Source organism: Cellulosimicrobium sp. NPDC057127, from assembly GCF_042670945.1.
Lineage (GTDB): Bacteria > Actinomycetota > Actinomycetes > Actinomycetales > Cellulomonadaceae > Cellulosimicrobium.
In genome coordinates this window covers 60306-74834 of sequence record NZ_JBHUUP010000006.1, presented here as the reverse complement: position 1 = coordinate 74834, position 14529 = coordinate 60306, and the positions used below count along the sequence as shown (strand labels likewise).

The window sequence follows — 14529 nt, the reverse complement described above, 5'->3', positions numbered from 1 at the left end:
TGGGGAGGGGGTGCCAGGATGAGCACCGTGAACCGCCCCGACGCCCCCGGCCTCGCCCGCCGCCTCGGGACCCACGACGCGGTGGCCATCGGGCTCGGCTCGATGATCGGGGCCGGAGTCTTCTCCGCCTTCGCCCCCGCGGCCGCCGCGGCAGGCACAGGCCTGCTCGTCGGGCTCGCGCTCGCGGCGCTCGTCGCGCTCGCGAACGCGACGGCGTCCGCCCAGCTGGCCGCGCAGCACCCGACCTCCGGCGGCACCTACGTCTACGGCCGCGAGCAGCTCGGCCCGTGGTGGGGGTACGTCGCGGGGTGGGGCTTCGTCGTCGGCAAGACGGCGAGCTGCGCCGCCATGGCGCTCGTCGTCGCCGCGTACGTGGCACCGGCAGGCTGGGAGCGCCCCGTCGCGGCCGCGACGGTCGTCGCGCTGACCGCGATCGGCTACCGCGGCGTCACGCGCACCGCGCAGGCGGCACGGGTGATCGTCGTCGTGGTGCTCGGAGCGCTCGCCGTCGGCGTCGTGGCCGCGCTCGCCGGCGACGGCCCCCGGTGGTCGGGAGTGCTGGACCCCGGCGGTGCCCACGGCGGCTGGTACGGCGTCCTGCAGTCGGCGGGGCTCCTGTTCTTCGCCTTCGCCGGGTACGCGCGCGTCGCGACGCTCGGCGAGGAGGTCCGCGACCCGCGCCGCACCATCCCGCGCGCGATCCTCCTCGCGCTGGGCGTCGTCGTGGTCGTGTACGCCGTCGTCGCCGTCACGCTGCTCGCCGTGCTCGGCCCCGACCGCCTCGCCGGGTCGACGTCGCCCGTGGCCGACGCCGTCGCCGCCGGCTCGTGGACGTGGGCCGAGCCCGTGGTCGCGGTGGGCGCCACGGCCGCGAGCGTCGGCGCGCTGCTCGCGCTCCTCGCCGGGGTGAGCCGGACGACGCTCGCCATGGCGCGCACCGGCGACCTGCCCCGGTGGCTCTCCGCCGTGCACCCCCGGTCCGCGGTGCCGCACCACGCGGAGCTTGTCGTCGGCGCGGTCGTGGTGGCGCTCGTGCTCGCCGTCGACCTGCGCGGTGCGATCGGGTTCTCGTCCTTCGGCGTCCTCGTGTACTACCTCGTCGCGAACCTCGCGGCGCTGCGCCAGAGCGGCGCGGACCGCCGGTACCCGCGCTGGGGCCAGGTGCTCGGTGCCGTGGGCTGCGTCGTGCTCGTCGCGACCCTGCCGGTGCCCGCCGTGGTCGCCGGGGCGGCGGTCCTCGTCGTCGGCGTCGTGCTGCGGTGGTGGCGCGTGCGGCGCCACGACACCTAGCCGACCTGCGGGAACGCTATGCTGCGCGCGGCCGCGCGGCACGGTGCCGTGCGCAGGGAGCGAGGGGGCGACGTGCGGCGCAGGACGAGGTGGATCGTGCTCGGCGCGGCGGTCGCCGCCGTGGTGAGCGGGTGCTCGCTCGGCGCGGGCGACGGGTCGGCGACGCCGGCGGCCGAGCCTGCAGCGACTGCGACGTCGCCCGCTGCGGAGCCGGCCTCCGGCGCGGGCGCGAAGGAGGCGGCCGCCTCGGCGTCGGAGCAGTCGCCGCAGGACGCGGCGTACGAGCCGCCCGCGCTCGGCGAGATCGTCGCCGGGACCCCGGAGGGCTGGCAGGAACGGGCAATCGGCGGGCTCGTCCTCGCGACGCCGCCCGGGTGGGAGGACGACCCCGACTACGGGCCGGCGATGGTCATGGTCGACGGGTGGCTCTCCGACGATCCCGCCTGGGCGCTGCACGGACCCAACCCCGCGAAGATCTCCGTCAACCAGTCCGTCGGCGACCAGGACACGTTCCTGCGGTACGCCGCCCAGGGCTTCCCCGTCCATACGGCCGCCGACGGCACGGAGCTCGTCCTGTCCTACGGCCCCCTCGACGACATCGTCCTCGGTCGCCACGTCAGCGGGCTCGCCGCCGTGCGCGTCCCGGGCTCGCCGGACGAGTACGAGATCTCGTTCACGCTGCCGCCCGACGACGCCTCGGTCGAGGCGGTCGCCGGGGTGCTCGGGTCTCTCCGCGCCGCGGGCTGAGCCGGCGGCGCGGAGGCGCGCCGGGCCGCGTCAGTGGCCGGCGCCGAGCTTCCCGGCGAGGCGGTCGAGGCGCTCGGTGGTGTCGGGGTTGGCGCCCACGATCGTCACCGTCTTGCCCTTGGCCTCGTACTTCGTGCGGATCGCGTCGAGCGTCGCGACGGTGGAGGCGTCCCACACGTGCGCGTTCGTCATGTCGATGACGATGTCGCGCGGGTCGCCGGCGTAGTCGAACTGGTAGACGAGGTCGTTCGACGACGCGAAGAAGAGCTCGCCCTCGACCGCGTAGGTGCGGGTGTCGTCGTCGGTCCCCGGCCCGGGCTGGGCGTCGAGCCGCGTGACCGTCGTGAAGTGCGCGACGCGGCGGGCGAACAGCACCATCGCGACGAGCACGCCGACGACGACGCCGTACGCGAGGTTGTGCGTCCACACCGTCACGACGACGGTCGCGAGCATGACCGCGGTCTCCGACTTCGGCATGCGCTTGAGCGTGCCGGGCCGCACCGAGTGCCAGTCGAACGTGCCGACCGCGACCATGATCATGACGGCGACCAGCGCGGCCATGGGGATGATCGCGACGACGTCGCCGAGACCGACGACGAGGATCAGCAGGAACACGCCGGCGAGGAAGGTGGAGATGCGCGTGCGGGCGCCGGACGCCTTCACGTTGATCATCGTCTGGCCGATCATGGCGCAGCCGCCCATGCCGCCGAAGAAGCCGGTGATGACGTTGGCGGCGCCCTGACCCCAGGCCTCGCGGGTCTTGTTCGAGTGGGTGTCGGTGACGTCGTCGACGAGCTTGGCCGTCAGCAGCGACTCGAGGATGCCGACGAGCGCCATGGCGAGCGCGTACGGGGCGATGATCTGCAGCGTCTCGAGGTTCAGCGGCACGTCGGGGAGGAACAGCGACGGCAGCGACTCCGGCAGCTCGCCCTCGTCGCCCACGGTCGGCACGTTGATCGCGGCGAGCACGGCCGCGGCCGTCAGCAGCACGATCGCGACCAGCGGCGCGGGGACGACCTTCGTCCAGCGCGGCATGAGCACCATGATCGCGATGCCGACGGCGACCAGCGGGTACACCATCCACGGCACGCCCTGCAGGTGCGGGAGCTGGGAGAGGAAGATGAGGATCGCGAGCGCGTTGACGAAGCCGACCATGACCGAGCGCGGGATGAACCGCATGAGCTTGGCCACTCCGAGCAGACCGAGCGCGACCTGGATGACGCCGGCCAGGATGACGGTGGCGATGAGGTGGTCGACGCCGTGCTCGCGCACGACCGGGGCGATGACGAGCGCGACAGCGCCCGTCGCGGCCGAGATCATGGCCGGTCGGCCGCCGAGGAACGCGATGGACACGGCCATGGTGAACGACGCGAAGAGCCCGAGTCGCGGGTCCACGCCCGCGATGATCGAGAACGCGATGGCCTCAGGGATCAGCGCGAGCGCGACGACCAGGCCGCCGAGCACCTCGGTCTTCAAGCGGCGCGGCGACCTCAGCGCGGAGAGCACGGAGTACGACTCGTCGGCCTCGGGCGCGCCGGTCACCGGCTGGGGTCGCGGGGCGGGATCGGGCAGGGTGACGCGGACGTCGTTCGACACGCAGCGTTCCTCCGGGGTCGGGGGCGCGCACGCCCCGAGGACCAGGTCACGCGACCCGGTCCGGGAGATGGACAGGACAGGAGCACGCGACGCTGCGCACGAGAAGAGTGGACGGCGCCGACCCTCCCCGGAGCGGGAAGAAGGGGACAGGCCGGGCCGTGCGGAACTCTACCCTCACGTGAGGGTAGAGTTCCACTCTCGCCGATCCGGGAGACTGTCCTCATGACCGACCAGCGAGCCGCCGGCCCGCAGCCCACGATCCACATCGGCGCCGTCGCGGAGCGCACGGGCCTGTCCCTGCGCACGCTGCGCCACTACGACGACGTCGGGCTGGTCCGCCCCTCCGGGCGTTCGGACGGCGGGTTCCGCCTCTACACGGAGGACGACGTCGAGCGCCTGCTCCTCGTGCGCCGCATGAAGCCGCTCGGCTTCACGCTCGAGGAGATGACGGACCTGCTCGACGTCGCGGACCGCATCGCCGAGCGCGGCGATGACGACGACCTGCGCGGACGGCTCGCGGCGTACGTGCGCGCCGCCGAGCAGCGGCGCGAGGACCTAGCCCGCAAGCTCGAGTGGGCCGACGAGCTCATCGCGCTCCTGCGCTCGCGCTGACCTGCGGTCCCGCGCTCATCGGTCCGCGGGCCGCGAGTCCTTGCCGTCGAGCCAGAGCCGGTCGCTCGCGTCCGCGTGCGTGCCGCCGGAACCCACGTGCTTCGTGCTGATGCGGTCCCCCTTCGTGATGACGTGCACCATCGCCATGGCGTGGCCGCGGCCGAGGCCGTGCTCGGCAGCGAGCCACTCCACGATCGGCGTCGCCCTGCTCCCGGGACCGAAGCCCTGCTCGCGGGCGCGCTCGACGAGCTCGCGGGGGGTGAGACCGGTCTTCGTCTCGACGGCGTCGAGGTAGGCCTGGAAGGACATCAGCGGTTCTCCTGGATCATCGTGGCGGACGCGTGGACGCACATGACGCGCAGCGTGCCGCTGCCGGTGTTGGTGAACCCGTGCCAGACGTGCGGTGCGACGACGGCGGTGTCCCCCGCGCGGGCGACGACCTGCTCGTCGCCCAGGGTGATCGTGGCCTCCCCCTCCAGGACGGCCCACGTCTCCGAGTACGGGTGCCGGTGCAGGCCGGGGCCCTGCCCGGGCTCGTTGCTCACGAGGAAGAACGAGATGCCGGAGCCGTGGTCGGCTCCTTCGAAGCGCAGGGTGCGCGAGCCGGTGATGCGGATGTCCTCGGCGTGGACGACTGCTGCCATGGTGGCCTCCTTGGTCGGGCGTTCCCCCACGGTGCTGCGACCGACGGCGCGTCCACTACTGTTTCGACGTGCATCGAAAGGTGGTCGAGTTCCGCCTCGCGCCGGACGACCTGTCGGCGATCCGGTTCGGGCTGTCCCCGGGGCACGAGCTCGCGCACGCGGTGCGGGTGCTGATCCGTCCCCAGCACCACCCGCTGCAGTGGGGCTGGCTGCGCAGCACCCGGCAGCACGTCCCCCGCGCGGCGTTCGAGCTGCTGCGGCTGGTGATCGGCGAAGAGGGGTACCTCCCCGACTTCCTCACGTCCGCCCCGGACTGGGACCTGAGCCCGGCAGAGGAGCTCGACCGGCTCCGGCACGCGGACGTCGGGCCGATGCGGGTCGACCTCGGCAAGCGCGTGCTGCGGACGTCGGGGGCCGAGCGGCGCGCCCTCCAGGACATGGCCGACGACCCCGCCGGCACGAGGGCCGCCGTCGCCGACGCGTGGGGAGCGTTCTGGGAGGCGGCCCTCGCACCGTTCTGGCCGCAGGTCGAGCGCCTCCTGCGCGCCGACATCGGGATCCGGTCCCGACGCGTCACGACGCACGGCGTCGGCGCGATGGTCGCGCACCTCAACGAGGCCGTCACATGGGGGCCGGACGCGGTGCGCGTCCGCCTCACCCGGCACGAGGAGGTGCTCGACTGCGCGGGCAGCGGGCTCGTGCTCGTCCCGTCGGTGATGTCCCGCGCGTGCGCGGCGCTCACCGAGAGGCCCGCGCAGCCCACCCTCTTCTACCCCGCGCTGGGGGTCTCCGAGACGTGGACGACGACCGGCGCGGAGCTCACCACGGCCCTCGCCGCGCTCCTCGGCGAGGGCCGGGCGCGCCTCCTGCTCGCGCTGCGCGAACCGATGTCCACGAGCGAGGTCGCCGCCGGCGCGGGGCTCGCAGTCTCGACCGCCTCCCACCATCTCGGCGTGCTGCGCGCCGCCCGCCTCGTCGACGGGCGGCGTGAGGGCAGCCGGGTCATGCACGTGCGCACACCCCTCGGCGAGGCGCTCGTCGGCGGCTGACCGCGTCGTCCGGCGGCGGCCGCCCGACGCACCGCTAGGAGCTCTCCGCGCCGGGCTCGCTCGGGGCGCCGGCGGCGTCGTCCGACTCGACGACACGCGACGACTCGCCCGCCTCCCCGGCCGCGGGGATGCCACGCTCGTCGGGCTCGTAGTAGCGCCCGGTGTACCGGGGGCGCAGGAAGTTCTCCGTGGTCAGCACGGCGTCCACCTCCTCGGCGGTGAGCAGGCCCTGCGCGACGACGACGTCGCGCACCGACGCGCCCGTGCGCGCCGCCTCGGCGCCGACGAGGTCGCCGTTGCGGTGCCCGATGATCTCGTTGAGGTAGGTGACGATGCCGATCGAGTCGAGCACGTGCCGCCGGCACACCTCGACGTTGGCCGTGATCCCGGTGACGCACCGCAGCCGCAGCGTCTCGCACGCGTTCGTCATGAGCCGCAGGGACTCGAACATCGACTGCGCGAGCACGGGTTCCATGACGTTGAGCTGGAGCTGCCCGGCCTCGGCCGCATGGGTGATGGTCACGTCGTTGCCCATGACCTTGAAGCACACCTGGTTGACGACCTCGGGGATCACCGGGTTGACCTTCGCCGGCATGATCGAGGACCCGGCCTGGAGCTGCGGCAGGTTGATCTCCCCCAGGCCGGCGCGCGGCCCGGACGACAGCAGCCGCAGGTCGTTGCAGATCTTCGACAGCTTCGCGGCGAGGCGCTTCACGGCCGAGTGCACGGCGAGGTACGCGCCGTTGTCGTACGTGGCCTCGACGAGGTTCTCGGCAGGCACCGTCGCGAGGCCGCTGACCTCGGCGAGGTGGCGGGTCGCGGCCTCCGGGTAGCCGGGAGGGGTGTTGAGGCCCGTCCCGATCGCGGTCGCGCCCAGGTTGACCTCGAGCAGCAGCTCGGCGGCGACGGTCAGTCGCGTGATCTCCTCGTGCACGTTGACCGCGAACCCGGCGAACTCCTGGCCGAGGCTCATCGGCACGGCGTCCTGGAGCTGCGTGCGACCCATCTTCAGCACGTCGGCGAACTCCGCCGACTTCTCGTCGAAGGCGATCGCCAGGAGCGCGACGGACTCCACGAGCGTCCCGACGAGCGCGTGCACGGCGAGCCGGAACCCGGTCGGGTACGCGTCGTTCGTGGACTGCGACTTGTTGACGTGGTCGTTCGGGTTGACGACGTCGTAGCGGCCCTTGGGCAGGCCGACGTGCTCGAGCGCGAGGTTCGCGACGACCTCGTTCGTGTTCATGTTCACCGACGTGCCCGCGCCGCCCTGGAACACGTCGACCGGGAACTGGTCGAGGCACCGCCCGCGCACGAGGATCTCGTCGCACGCCGCGACGATCGCGTCCGCGACGTCACCCTGGATCGCGCGCAGCTCCTTGTTCGCGAGCGCCGCGGCCTTCTTCACGAGGACCATGCCGCGGATCATCTCGGGCACGTCGCTGATGGTCGTGCCCGAGATCCGGAAGTTCTCCGTCGCCCGGACGGTGTGGATGCCGTAGTACGCGTCCGCCGGGACCTCCCGGGTCCCGAGCAGGTCCTCCTCGATCCGCGTCTCACCCGGTGCCATGCCCCGACCGTAGCGCCCGCGGGCGCCGGTCACCCTGCGGCGACGGCTCCCACGGTCACGTCCACCAGCCGCGCGTCGGCTGCGCCGACCGGGTGGACGTCACCGGTGAGCCGGACGACGGCCCGGGGCGTCGCCGCCCCCGGGACCGCGCGCCGCGCCGTCGTGCCCTGCGCGACGATCGCACCACCCGTGAGGTCGTCGATGGGCGCCGCGGGGCTCACGCCGGCGTGGGCGGCCACCCAGACCTCGACGTCCCCCGGCTCGACGACCCGCACGAGCCGCCGGTCGCTGAAGGCGAGCCGTGTCGTCGGCACGCGGAAGCGGACGCGGCGCGACTCCCCCGGCGCGAGCTCGACGCGCGCGTAACCGAGGAGCTGGACGACCGGGCGCGGGACCGAGCCGAGGACGTCGCGGCCGTAGAGCTGCACCACCTCGGCCCCCGCGACGTCGCCGGTGTTCGTCACCGTGACGGCCGCGGCGAACGACCCGTCGGTGGGAGCGGCGTCGTCGACCTCGAGGTCCGCGTAGGCGAACGTCGTGTACGACAGGCCGAACCCGAAGGGACGCACGGGCGTCGGATCGGTCGAGGTGACGTCCGACGGCCCGCCCAGCACCGGGTGGAGGTACGTGAAGGGCTGCGCCCCCGCCGCGCGCGGCAGGGAGACGGGCAGCCGGCCGGACGGGACCGCCGCGCCCGTGAGCACGTCGGCGATCGCGCCGGCGCCCTCCTCGCCGGGGAAGAACGCCTGCACCACGGCGGCCGGCCGCGGCCGGGTCCCGTCGGCCCCCTCGCCGTCGAGGGCCCACCCGATCGCGTACGGGCGCCCGGTGAGGAGCACCAGCACGACGGGTGTGTCCGTCGCGACGAGCTCGGTCACCAGGGCGCGCTGCACGCCGGGCAGCTCGAGCGACTCGACGTCGTTGCCCTCCCCCACCGTCCCGCGCCCGAAGAGGCCCGCGTCGTCGCCGACGCACACGACCGCGACGTCGGCGCCGCGCACCAGCTCGACCGCCTCCGCGAACCCCGACGTGTCGTCACCGTCGACGGAGCAGCCCGCCGCGTGGACGACGTCCGTGCCGGGGAGCGCGGCGCCCAGCGCCTCGACGACGGTCGGCAGCTCGATCCCGGTCGCCGTGCCCGGGTGGTGGGCGAGCACGTGGTTGACGAACGAGTAGCACCCGAGGAGCGCCTGGGCGCGGTCGGCGTTCGGGCCCACGACGGCGAGGCGCGCCGGCGCCCGCCCGTCGGCGCCGTCCGCACCGGTGGCGAGCGGCAGCACGCCGTCGTTCGACAGCAGCACGAGGGACTCCTGCGCGAGCCGGCGCGCGGTCGCGCGGTGGGCCGGCGGGTCCAGGTCGACCTGCGTGGGCGCCTCGTCGGCGAACGCGTCCGGGTCGAGCAGGCCGAGCTCCTCCTTCTGGGCGAGCACCCGCAGCACCGCGACGTCCACGACCGCCTCGTCCACGAGACCGGCGCGCACCCGCTCGGCGAGCGGCTCGAGGTAGGCGTCACCCGTGGGGAGCTCGACGTCGATGCCCGCCTCGAGGGCGAGCGCCGCCGCCTCGCCCCGGTCGGCCGCGACCCGGTGCATGACCTCGAGGAACGCCACCGCGAAGTAGTCGGCGACGACGACGCCGTCGAAGCCCCACCGTCCGCGCAGCAGGTCGGTGAGCAGCGCGCGGTCCGACGCCACCGGGACGCCGTCGATCTCGGCGTAGGAGTTCATGACCGACCGCGCGCCGCCGTCGCGCACGGCCATCTCGAACGGGGGCAGGAACACGTCGGCGATCTCGCGCGGCCCCGCGCTGACCGGCGCGTGGTTGCGCCCGGCACGCGAGGCGGAGTAGCCGACGAAGTGCTTCAGCGTCGCGTGCACGCCCGCGCCCTGGAGCCCTCGGACGTACGCGGTACCGACGGTGCCGACGAGGTACGGGTCCTCGCCCACGCACTCGTCGACGCGGCCCCAGCGCGGGTCGCGCACGACGTCGAGCACGGGCGCGAGCGCCTGGTGCACGCCGAGCGCGCGCATCGACGCGCCCGTCTGCGCGGCCATCTCCTCGACGAGCGCCGGGTCGAACGACGCGCCCCACGCGAGCGGCGTGGGGTAGGTGGCGGCCTGCCACGCCGCGAGGCCGGTGAGCGACTCCTCGTGCACGATCGCGGGGATGCCGAGCCGCGTCTCGCGCACGAGCCGCCGCTGCTCCGCCCACAGCCACGCCGCGCGCTCCGCCGGGTCCACCGGACGCGTGCCGTAGACGCGCGTGTAGTGGCCGATGCCGTGCCGCGTGATGTCCGCGAGGAGCCCGGCGTCCTTCTGGCCCGCGGTCATCTCCGACTGCATCGGCGCGACAGTGCCGTTCTGGTCGATCCAGTAGCCCACGAGCTGGGCGAGCTTCTCCTCGAGCGTCATGCGCGCGTGGAGGGCGCGCACCCGCTCCGAGACGGCGGGGGCCGGGGCGGTCTCGGGCGGTAGGGGTGCCGTCGGGGCGGCGGGTACGACGTCGGTCACGGGACCGGATCTCCTTCGGTGGTGCGGCGGTGCGGTGGGGCCGTGTCAGCCCTTCACCGCTCCCTGCAGGCCGCTGACGATGCGCTTCTCGAGCGCGAGGAAGAACACGAGCGCGGGGACCATCGCGAGCGACGTGAAGGCGAGGACGCCCGCGGTGTCCGAGGCGTACTCGGTCGAGAAGTCGGCGACGCCGAGCGGCAGCGTCTTGGCGGCCGGGTCGTTGAGGACGAGCAGCGGCAGGAGGTAGGCGTTCCAGGACGCGACGAACGCGAGCACGCCCACGGTCACCATGCCGGGCCCCGAGAGCGGGAGCAGGATCCGCCAGAAGAAGCCGATCCGCGAGGTGCCGTCGAGCAGCGCCGCCTCCTCGAGCTCCTTCGGCAGCGCCATGAGGAACGGCCGCAGGATGACGATCGTCATCGGCAGCGCGAACGCCGCCTGCGGCAGGGCCACGCCCCAGAACGTGTTGTTGAGCTGGAGGTCCCGCACCATGAGGAACAGCGGGATGATCGCGACCGTCAGCGGGAAGAGCAGCCCGAGCGTGAACACGAGGAACAGCGCGTCCCGCCCGCGGAACCGGTACCGGGCCAGCGGGTAGGCGGCCATGACGCCGAAGACCGTGACGACGACCGTGGTCACGAGCGCCACGACGGTCGAGTTCAGGGCGTACCGCCAGAAGCTCTCGGACGTGAGCACGTTCGTGTAGTTGCTCAGCACCCACGGGTCCGGGAGGCTCACGGGCTCGGAGGCCAGCTGCGCGTTGGTGCGGAACCCGCCGAGGATCGCGTAGACCACCGGCCCGAGCGTCGCCGCGACGACGAGGAGCGCGATCGCGTAGACGAGAGGGCCTCCGCCGGCGAACGCGTTCGAGCGCCGGCGGCGCCGCGGCAGCTCGCCGCCGGACGCGGGCGGCGCGCCCGCGGGGGGCGCGAGGACGGGGGCGGTCATGACGCGACCTCCTTGTTGTCGCGACGCAGGACGAAGAGCTGGTACAGCGCCGCGAGGACGAACGAGATGGCGAACAGCAGCACCGCGACGGCGGACGCGTAGCCGTAGAGGCTGCGGTCGGTGCCCTGGCTGATGAGGTACGTCGCCATCGTGACGGTCGAGTTCGCCGGTCCGCCCTGGGTGAGGATCCAGACCATGTCGAACAGCTGGAGCGAGCCGATCATCGACAGGAACCCCCACGTGCGGATGGTCGGGCCGAGCAGCGGGATCGTGATCCTGCGCTGCACCTGCCACCACGACGCGCCGTCGAGCTGCGCGGCCTCGTACAGCTCCTCCGGCACGCCCTGCAGGCCGGCGAGGAAGAGGATCACCGCCAGCCCCAGGTACTTCCAGGTGAGGACGACGAGCACGGTGTACAGCGCGACGTCGGGGTCGCCCAGCCACAGCTGCGTGAAGCTCCCCAGGCCCACCGCCTCGAGGAGCGCGTCGGCCGGGCCCCGCGGCTGCAGGAGCATGAACCACACCACGCCCGCGACGACCTCCGCGAGCACGTACGGCACGAAGATGACGACGCGCAGGAACGTGCGTCCCCACATCTCACGGTTGAGCAGGAGCGCGATGCCGAGGCCGAGCGGGAGCTGCACGAGGATCGACAGCACGACGATGATCAGGTTGTGCTGGACGGCGCTCGTGAAGACGTCGTCGCCGAGCGCCCGCACGTAGTTCTGGAACCCGACGAAGTCGTCCATCGGGCCGAGGCCGTTCCAGTCGTACAGCGAGTAGCGCCCCGCCTGGACGACCGGCACGACGACGAACACCGCGAAGAGCGCGAGCGCCGGCGTGACGAAGAACAGGATCTCGAGCCGCTTGCGCCACGCCGGGCTCACGCCGCCGCGCCCGCGCGGAGCCCCTCCCGCCGCCGGCCGCGCGGGAGCGCGGTCGGCGGCGGGACGGACGGCGGTGCCGGGCGTGGCAGCGGCGGCGTCGGCACCCCGGAGGGCGCGCGCGTCGTCTGCCACGCTCATCACGAGGTGCCGGCGGCGGACTGGATCGCGTCGACGATGTCCTGCGGCGAGGCCTCGCCGGCGAACATGAGCGCGATCTCGTCGTTCATCGCGCCGCCGACGTTCTCACCGAACGCCGTGTCGAAGTAGAGCTGGACGTACGGCGCCTCGTCGCGGACCGTGAGCAGGTCGGCGAGCGCCGGGTCCGCCACCGCGCCGCTCGCGGCGGGGTTGGTGGGCAGGCCCATGGAGTTCTCGGCGAAGCCGGTCTGGACCTCGTCGGAGAGCAGGTGCTCGATGAAGTCGACGCACTCCGGCGGGGCGTCCGCCGCGCAGGCCCACGCGTCGCCGCCGCCCAGGGCCGCGGCGGGGTCGCCCTCGCCGCCCTCCACGGCCGGGAAGGCGAACCAGCCGGTGTTCTCGCCCAGCCCCTGGCCGTCCTCGGTGAGCCCCTGCATGACGCCCGGCTCCCAGTGGCCGGCCAGCTCCATGGCGACCTGGCCGGTCGCGAGGAGCCCGGAGGCGCTCGTCGGGCCGGCCTGCGCCGGCGTGGCGAGGAAGCCCGCGTTGAACGGCTCGGTCTCGATGAACGACTGGAGGTCCTCGCCCGCGCGCAGGAAGCACTCGTCCGAGAAGTCCAGCGAGGTGACGGCGTCGGTCAGGACGTCCTGCGAGCACTCGCGCAGGCCGTAGTAGTACCAGTAGTGCGCCGCGGGCCACTTGTCGCCGGCGCCGACGGAGATCGGCTCGATGCCCGCGTCCTTGAGCGCCTGCACGGCCTCGTCGAGCTCGGCCTGCGTCGTCGGGGGCTCGGTGATGCCCGCCTGCTCGAACAGCGCCTCGTTGTACCAGAAGCCGACGACCCCGACGCTGAACGGCAGCGCGTACGTCCGGTCGTCGACCTGCCAGCCGGCCACCGACCCGCCCAGCTTCTCGATCGTGTCCGCGGCCTCGTCGGAGAGGTCCATCGTCAGGCCGGCCTCGACGTGGTCGGCCAGCTCGCCGCCGCCGCGCTCCATGTAGACGTCGGGCGTGTCGCCCGTCTGGAACGCCGCGTCGAGCTTGGTGAGCATGTCCTCGTGCTGCATGGCCTGGATGTCGATCGTGACACCCGGGTTCGCGTCCTCGAAGTCGGCCGCAACCTGCTCGTAGAACCCGCGCCCGGGCTCGTTGTTGGAGTTGTGCCACCACGTGAGGGTCACGTCGCCGTCACCCTCCGCCTCGCCACCTCCGGAACCGCTGCCGCACGCCCCGGCCAGCAGGGCGACTGTCGCACCGAGCGCCAGCACGGAGGCCGCGCGCCTGTTCCTCGTCATCGGGGATCTCCTCGGTCGTCGTTGACGGATCCCCGTGAGTCTCGCGCTCGCCCTGCCGCCGTGTCAATCGATGTCGATAACGGTTTCGACACAAGTCCGCGGAGGCAGCGCCGCGCGGCCGACGGAGCACCGGCACGGTCGGGAGCAGGCGTTAGGGTCAGGTCCATGCGACCGACCGGGAGAGTGACCATCGGTGACGTCGCGCGCAGCGCGGGCGTCTCCGTCGCCACCGTCTCCAAGGTCATCAACGCCCGGTACGGCGTCGCCCCCGAGACGTCGGCCCGCGTCCACGAGGTCATCGCCGAGCTGGGGTACGAGTCGTCGATCGTCGCGCGCAGCCTGCGCAGCCGGCGCACCAACGTCATCGGCATCCTCGTCGCGGAGTTCGAGCCGTTCTCCACCGAGCTGCTGAAGGGCATCTCCGAGGCCGTGGAGGACACGGGCTACGAGCTGCTCGCATACTCCGGCGGCTTGCGGCGCGACGACCGGGTCGGCTGGGAGCAGCGCTACCTCTCCCGGCTGGCCGGCACCCTGATCGACGGCGCGATCCTCGTGACGCCGACCGTCGTCGCCCCGGGCGCCTCGATCCCGGTGGTCGCGGTCGACCCGCACCGCGGCCCGTCCGGCCCCCCGACCGTCGACTCCGACAACGTGGCGGGCGCGCGCGTCGCCACCGAGCACCTCATCGGCCTCGGCCACCGGCGCATCGGGTTCCTCGGGGGCCGCCCCGACCTGGAGTCCGCACGGCTGCGCGAGCAGGGCTACCGGGAGGCGCTCGGCGCCGCCGGCATCCCCGTCGACCCGGACCTCCTGCGCGTCGGCGGGTACCGCCCCGACCTCGCGGACCTCCCGGCGCACGAGCTCCTGTCGCTGCCGGACCGGCCGACCGCCGTCTTCGCGGCCAACGACCTGTCCGCCATCCGCACCATGGAGGTCGCGCGCGAGCTCGGTCTGCGCGTGCCCGACGACGTCTCGGTCGTCGGGTTCGACAACGTGCCGGAGTCCGCGCTCACCGTCCCCCCGCTGACGACCGTGAGCCAGCCGATCCACCGCATGGGTGCGGAGGCGCTGCGCATGGTGGTCGACCTCGTCGAGGGCCGCCCGCGCGACGCACACCTGCGGCTGCCCACCAGCCTCGTCGTGCGCGGGACCACCCGGCCGCTCTGACCGGCCGCTCTGACCGACCCCAGCACGACAGTCCCACCACGGGATCGCCACCCGGGGACCACGAAACCGTCACGGGAAC

General features: G+C 73.5%; 13 protein-coding genes. 5 read left to right on the top strand and 8 right to left on the bottom strand.

The window, feature by feature from the left end; genetic code table 11:
• Positions 1-18: 18 nt before the first annotated feature.
• Together ACFTZA_RS07760 and ACFTZA_RS07755 are read left to right on the top strand one after the other, a co-directional pair.
• Positions 19-1290: an APC family permease gene (locus ACFTZA_RS07760; RefSeq protein WP_378192519.1), complete on the top strand. Its 1272-nt coding sequence runs from the start codon at positions 19-21 to the stop codon at positions 1288-1290.
• A gap of 96 nt (positions 1291-1386) precedes the next feature.
• Positions 1387-2037 carry a hypothetical protein gene (locus ACFTZA_RS07755; RefSeq protein ID WP_378192517.1) on the top strand — a complete coding sequence of 217 codons (651 nt, stop codon included), beginning with the start codon at positions 1387-1389 and terminating at the stop codon, positions 2035-2037.
• Between the two features lie 30 nt (positions 2038-2067).
• On the opposite strand, the gene ACFTZA_RS07750 is transcribed toward ACFTZA_RS07755, so the two are convergent.
• On the bottom strand, positions 2068-3633 hold the full coding sequence (locus ACFTZA_RS07750; RefSeq protein WP_378192515.1) for a SulP family inorganic anion transporter: 1566 nt from the start codon (positions 3631-3633) through the stop codon (positions 2068-2070).
• 222 nt (positions 3634-3855) lie between these two features.
• On the opposite strand from ACFTZA_RS07750, the gene ACFTZA_RS07745 reads away from it, so the two are divergent.
• On the top strand, positions 3856-4245 hold the full coding sequence (locus ACFTZA_RS07745; RefSeq protein WP_378192513.1) for a MerR family transcriptional regulator: 390 nt from the start codon (positions 3856-3858) through the stop codon (positions 4243-4245).
• A 15-nt stretch (positions 4246-4260) separates the two neighbouring features.
• Here the strand turns inward: ACFTZA_RS07745 and ACFTZA_RS07740 are convergent, their stop codons facing one another.
• Together ACFTZA_RS07740 and ACFTZA_RS07735 are read right to left on the bottom strand one after the other, a co-directional pair.
• Positions 4261-4554 (bottom strand): DUF4287 domain-containing protein, encoded by a 294-nt coding sequence (locus tag ACFTZA_RS07740; protein ID WP_378192511.1) that lies wholly within the window; start codon positions 4552-4554, stop codon positions 4261-4263.
• On the bottom strand, positions 4554-4889 hold the full coding sequence (locus tag ACFTZA_RS07735) for a cupin domain-containing protein (protein ID WP_378192509.1): 336 nt from the start codon (positions 4887-4889) through the stop codon (positions 4554-4556). The genes ACFTZA_RS07740 and ACFTZA_RS07735 overlap by 1 nt, the downstream gene beginning before the upstream one ends.
• A gap of 68 nt (positions 4890-4957) precedes the next feature.
• Between ACFTZA_RS07735 and ACFTZA_RS07730 the strand changes: the two genes are divergently transcribed.
• Entirely contained in the window at positions 4958-5938 is a 981-nt protein-coding gene (locus tag ACFTZA_RS07730) for a DUF5937 family protein (protein ID WP_378192507.1), read from the top strand.
• Between the two features lie 34 nt (positions 5939-5972).
• On the opposite strand, the gene aspA is transcribed toward ACFTZA_RS07730, so the two are convergent.
• From aspA to ACFTZA_RS07705, 5 genes are read right to left on the bottom strand one after another with little or no spacing between them, the layout of a single operon-like run.
• The gene (aspA, locus tag ACFTZA_RS07725; RefSeq protein WP_378192505.1) at positions 5973-7505 is read right to left on the bottom strand and encodes an aspartate ammonia-lyase; all 1533 of its coding nucleotides are present in this window, start codon (positions 7503-7505) and stop codon (positions 5973-5975) included.
• A 29-nt stretch (positions 7506-7534) separates the two neighbouring features.
• On the bottom strand, positions 7535-10015 hold the full coding sequence (locus ACFTZA_RS07720; RefSeq protein ID WP_378192503.1) for a glycoside hydrolase family 3 N-terminal domain-containing protein: 2481 nt from the start codon (positions 10013-10015) through the stop codon (positions 7535-7537).
• A 45-nt stretch (positions 10016-10060) separates the two neighbouring features.
• Positions 10061-10963, bottom strand: a complete 903-nt coding sequence (locus ACFTZA_RS07715) for a carbohydrate ABC transporter permease (protein ID WP_378192502.1) — start codon at positions 10961-10963, stop codon at positions 10061-10063.
• Entirely contained in the window at positions 10960-11988 is a 1029-nt protein-coding gene (locus tag ACFTZA_RS07710; RefSeq protein ID WP_378192499.1) for a carbohydrate ABC transporter permease, read from the bottom strand. The genes ACFTZA_RS07715 and ACFTZA_RS07710 overlap by 4 nt, the downstream gene beginning before the upstream one ends.
• A complete protein-coding gene (locus ACFTZA_RS07705; protein ID WP_378192497.1) occupies positions 11988-13283 on the bottom strand; it encodes an extracellular solute-binding protein in 1296 nt (431 codons plus the stop codon). Before ACFTZA_RS07705 ends, ACFTZA_RS07710 begins: the two co-directional genes overlap by 1 nt.
• Before the next feature lie 165 nt (positions 13284-13448).
• Between ACFTZA_RS07705 and ACFTZA_RS07700 the strand changes: the two genes are divergently transcribed.
• Positions 13449-14450 (top strand): LacI family DNA-binding transcriptional regulator, encoded by a 1002-nt coding sequence (locus tag ACFTZA_RS07700; protein ID WP_378192495.1) that lies wholly within the window; start codon positions 13449-13451, stop codon positions 14448-14450.
• Positions 14451-14529 lie beyond the last annotated feature (79 nt).

Excerpts from the sequence above, each read along its gene's own strand:
- ACFTZA_RS07760 (WP_378192519.1), top strand. The coding sequence starts at position 19 with ATGAGCACCGTGAACCGCCCCGACGCCCCCGGCCTCGCCCGCCGCCTC.
- ACFTZA_RS07745 (WP_378192513.1), top strand. The coding sequence starts at position 3,856 with ATGACCGACCAGCGAGCCGCCGGCCCGCAGCCCACGATCCACATCGGC.
- ACFTZA_RS07740 (WP_378192511.1), bottom strand. The coding sequence starts at position 4,554 with ATGTCCTTCCAGGCCTACCTCGACGCCGTCGAGACGAAGACCGGTCTC.
- ACFTZA_RS07735 (WP_378192509.1), bottom strand. The coding sequence starts at position 4,889 with ATGGCAGCAGTCGTCCACGCCGAGGACATCCGCATCACCGGCTCGCGC.
- aspA (WP_378192505.1), bottom strand. The coding sequence starts at position 7,505 with ATGGCACCGGGTGAGACGCGGATCGAGGAGGACCTGCTCGGGACCCGG.
- ACFTZA_RS07715 (WP_378192502.1), bottom strand. The coding sequence starts at position 10,963 with ATGACCGCCCCCGTCCTCGCGCCCCCCGCGGGCGCGCCGCCCGCGTCC.
- ACFTZA_RS07710 (WP_378192499.1), bottom strand. The coding sequence starts at position 11,988 with ATGAGCGTGGCAGACGACGCGCGCGCCCTCCGGGGTGCCGACGCCGCC.
- ACFTZA_RS07705 (WP_378192497.1), bottom strand. The coding sequence starts at position 13,283 with ATGACGAGGAACAGGCGCGCGGCCTCCGTGCTGGCGCTCGGTGCGACA.
- ACFTZA_RS07700 (WP_378192495.1), top strand. The coding sequence starts at position 13,449 with ATGCGACCGACCGGGAGAGTGACCATCGGTGACGTCGCGCGCAGCGCG.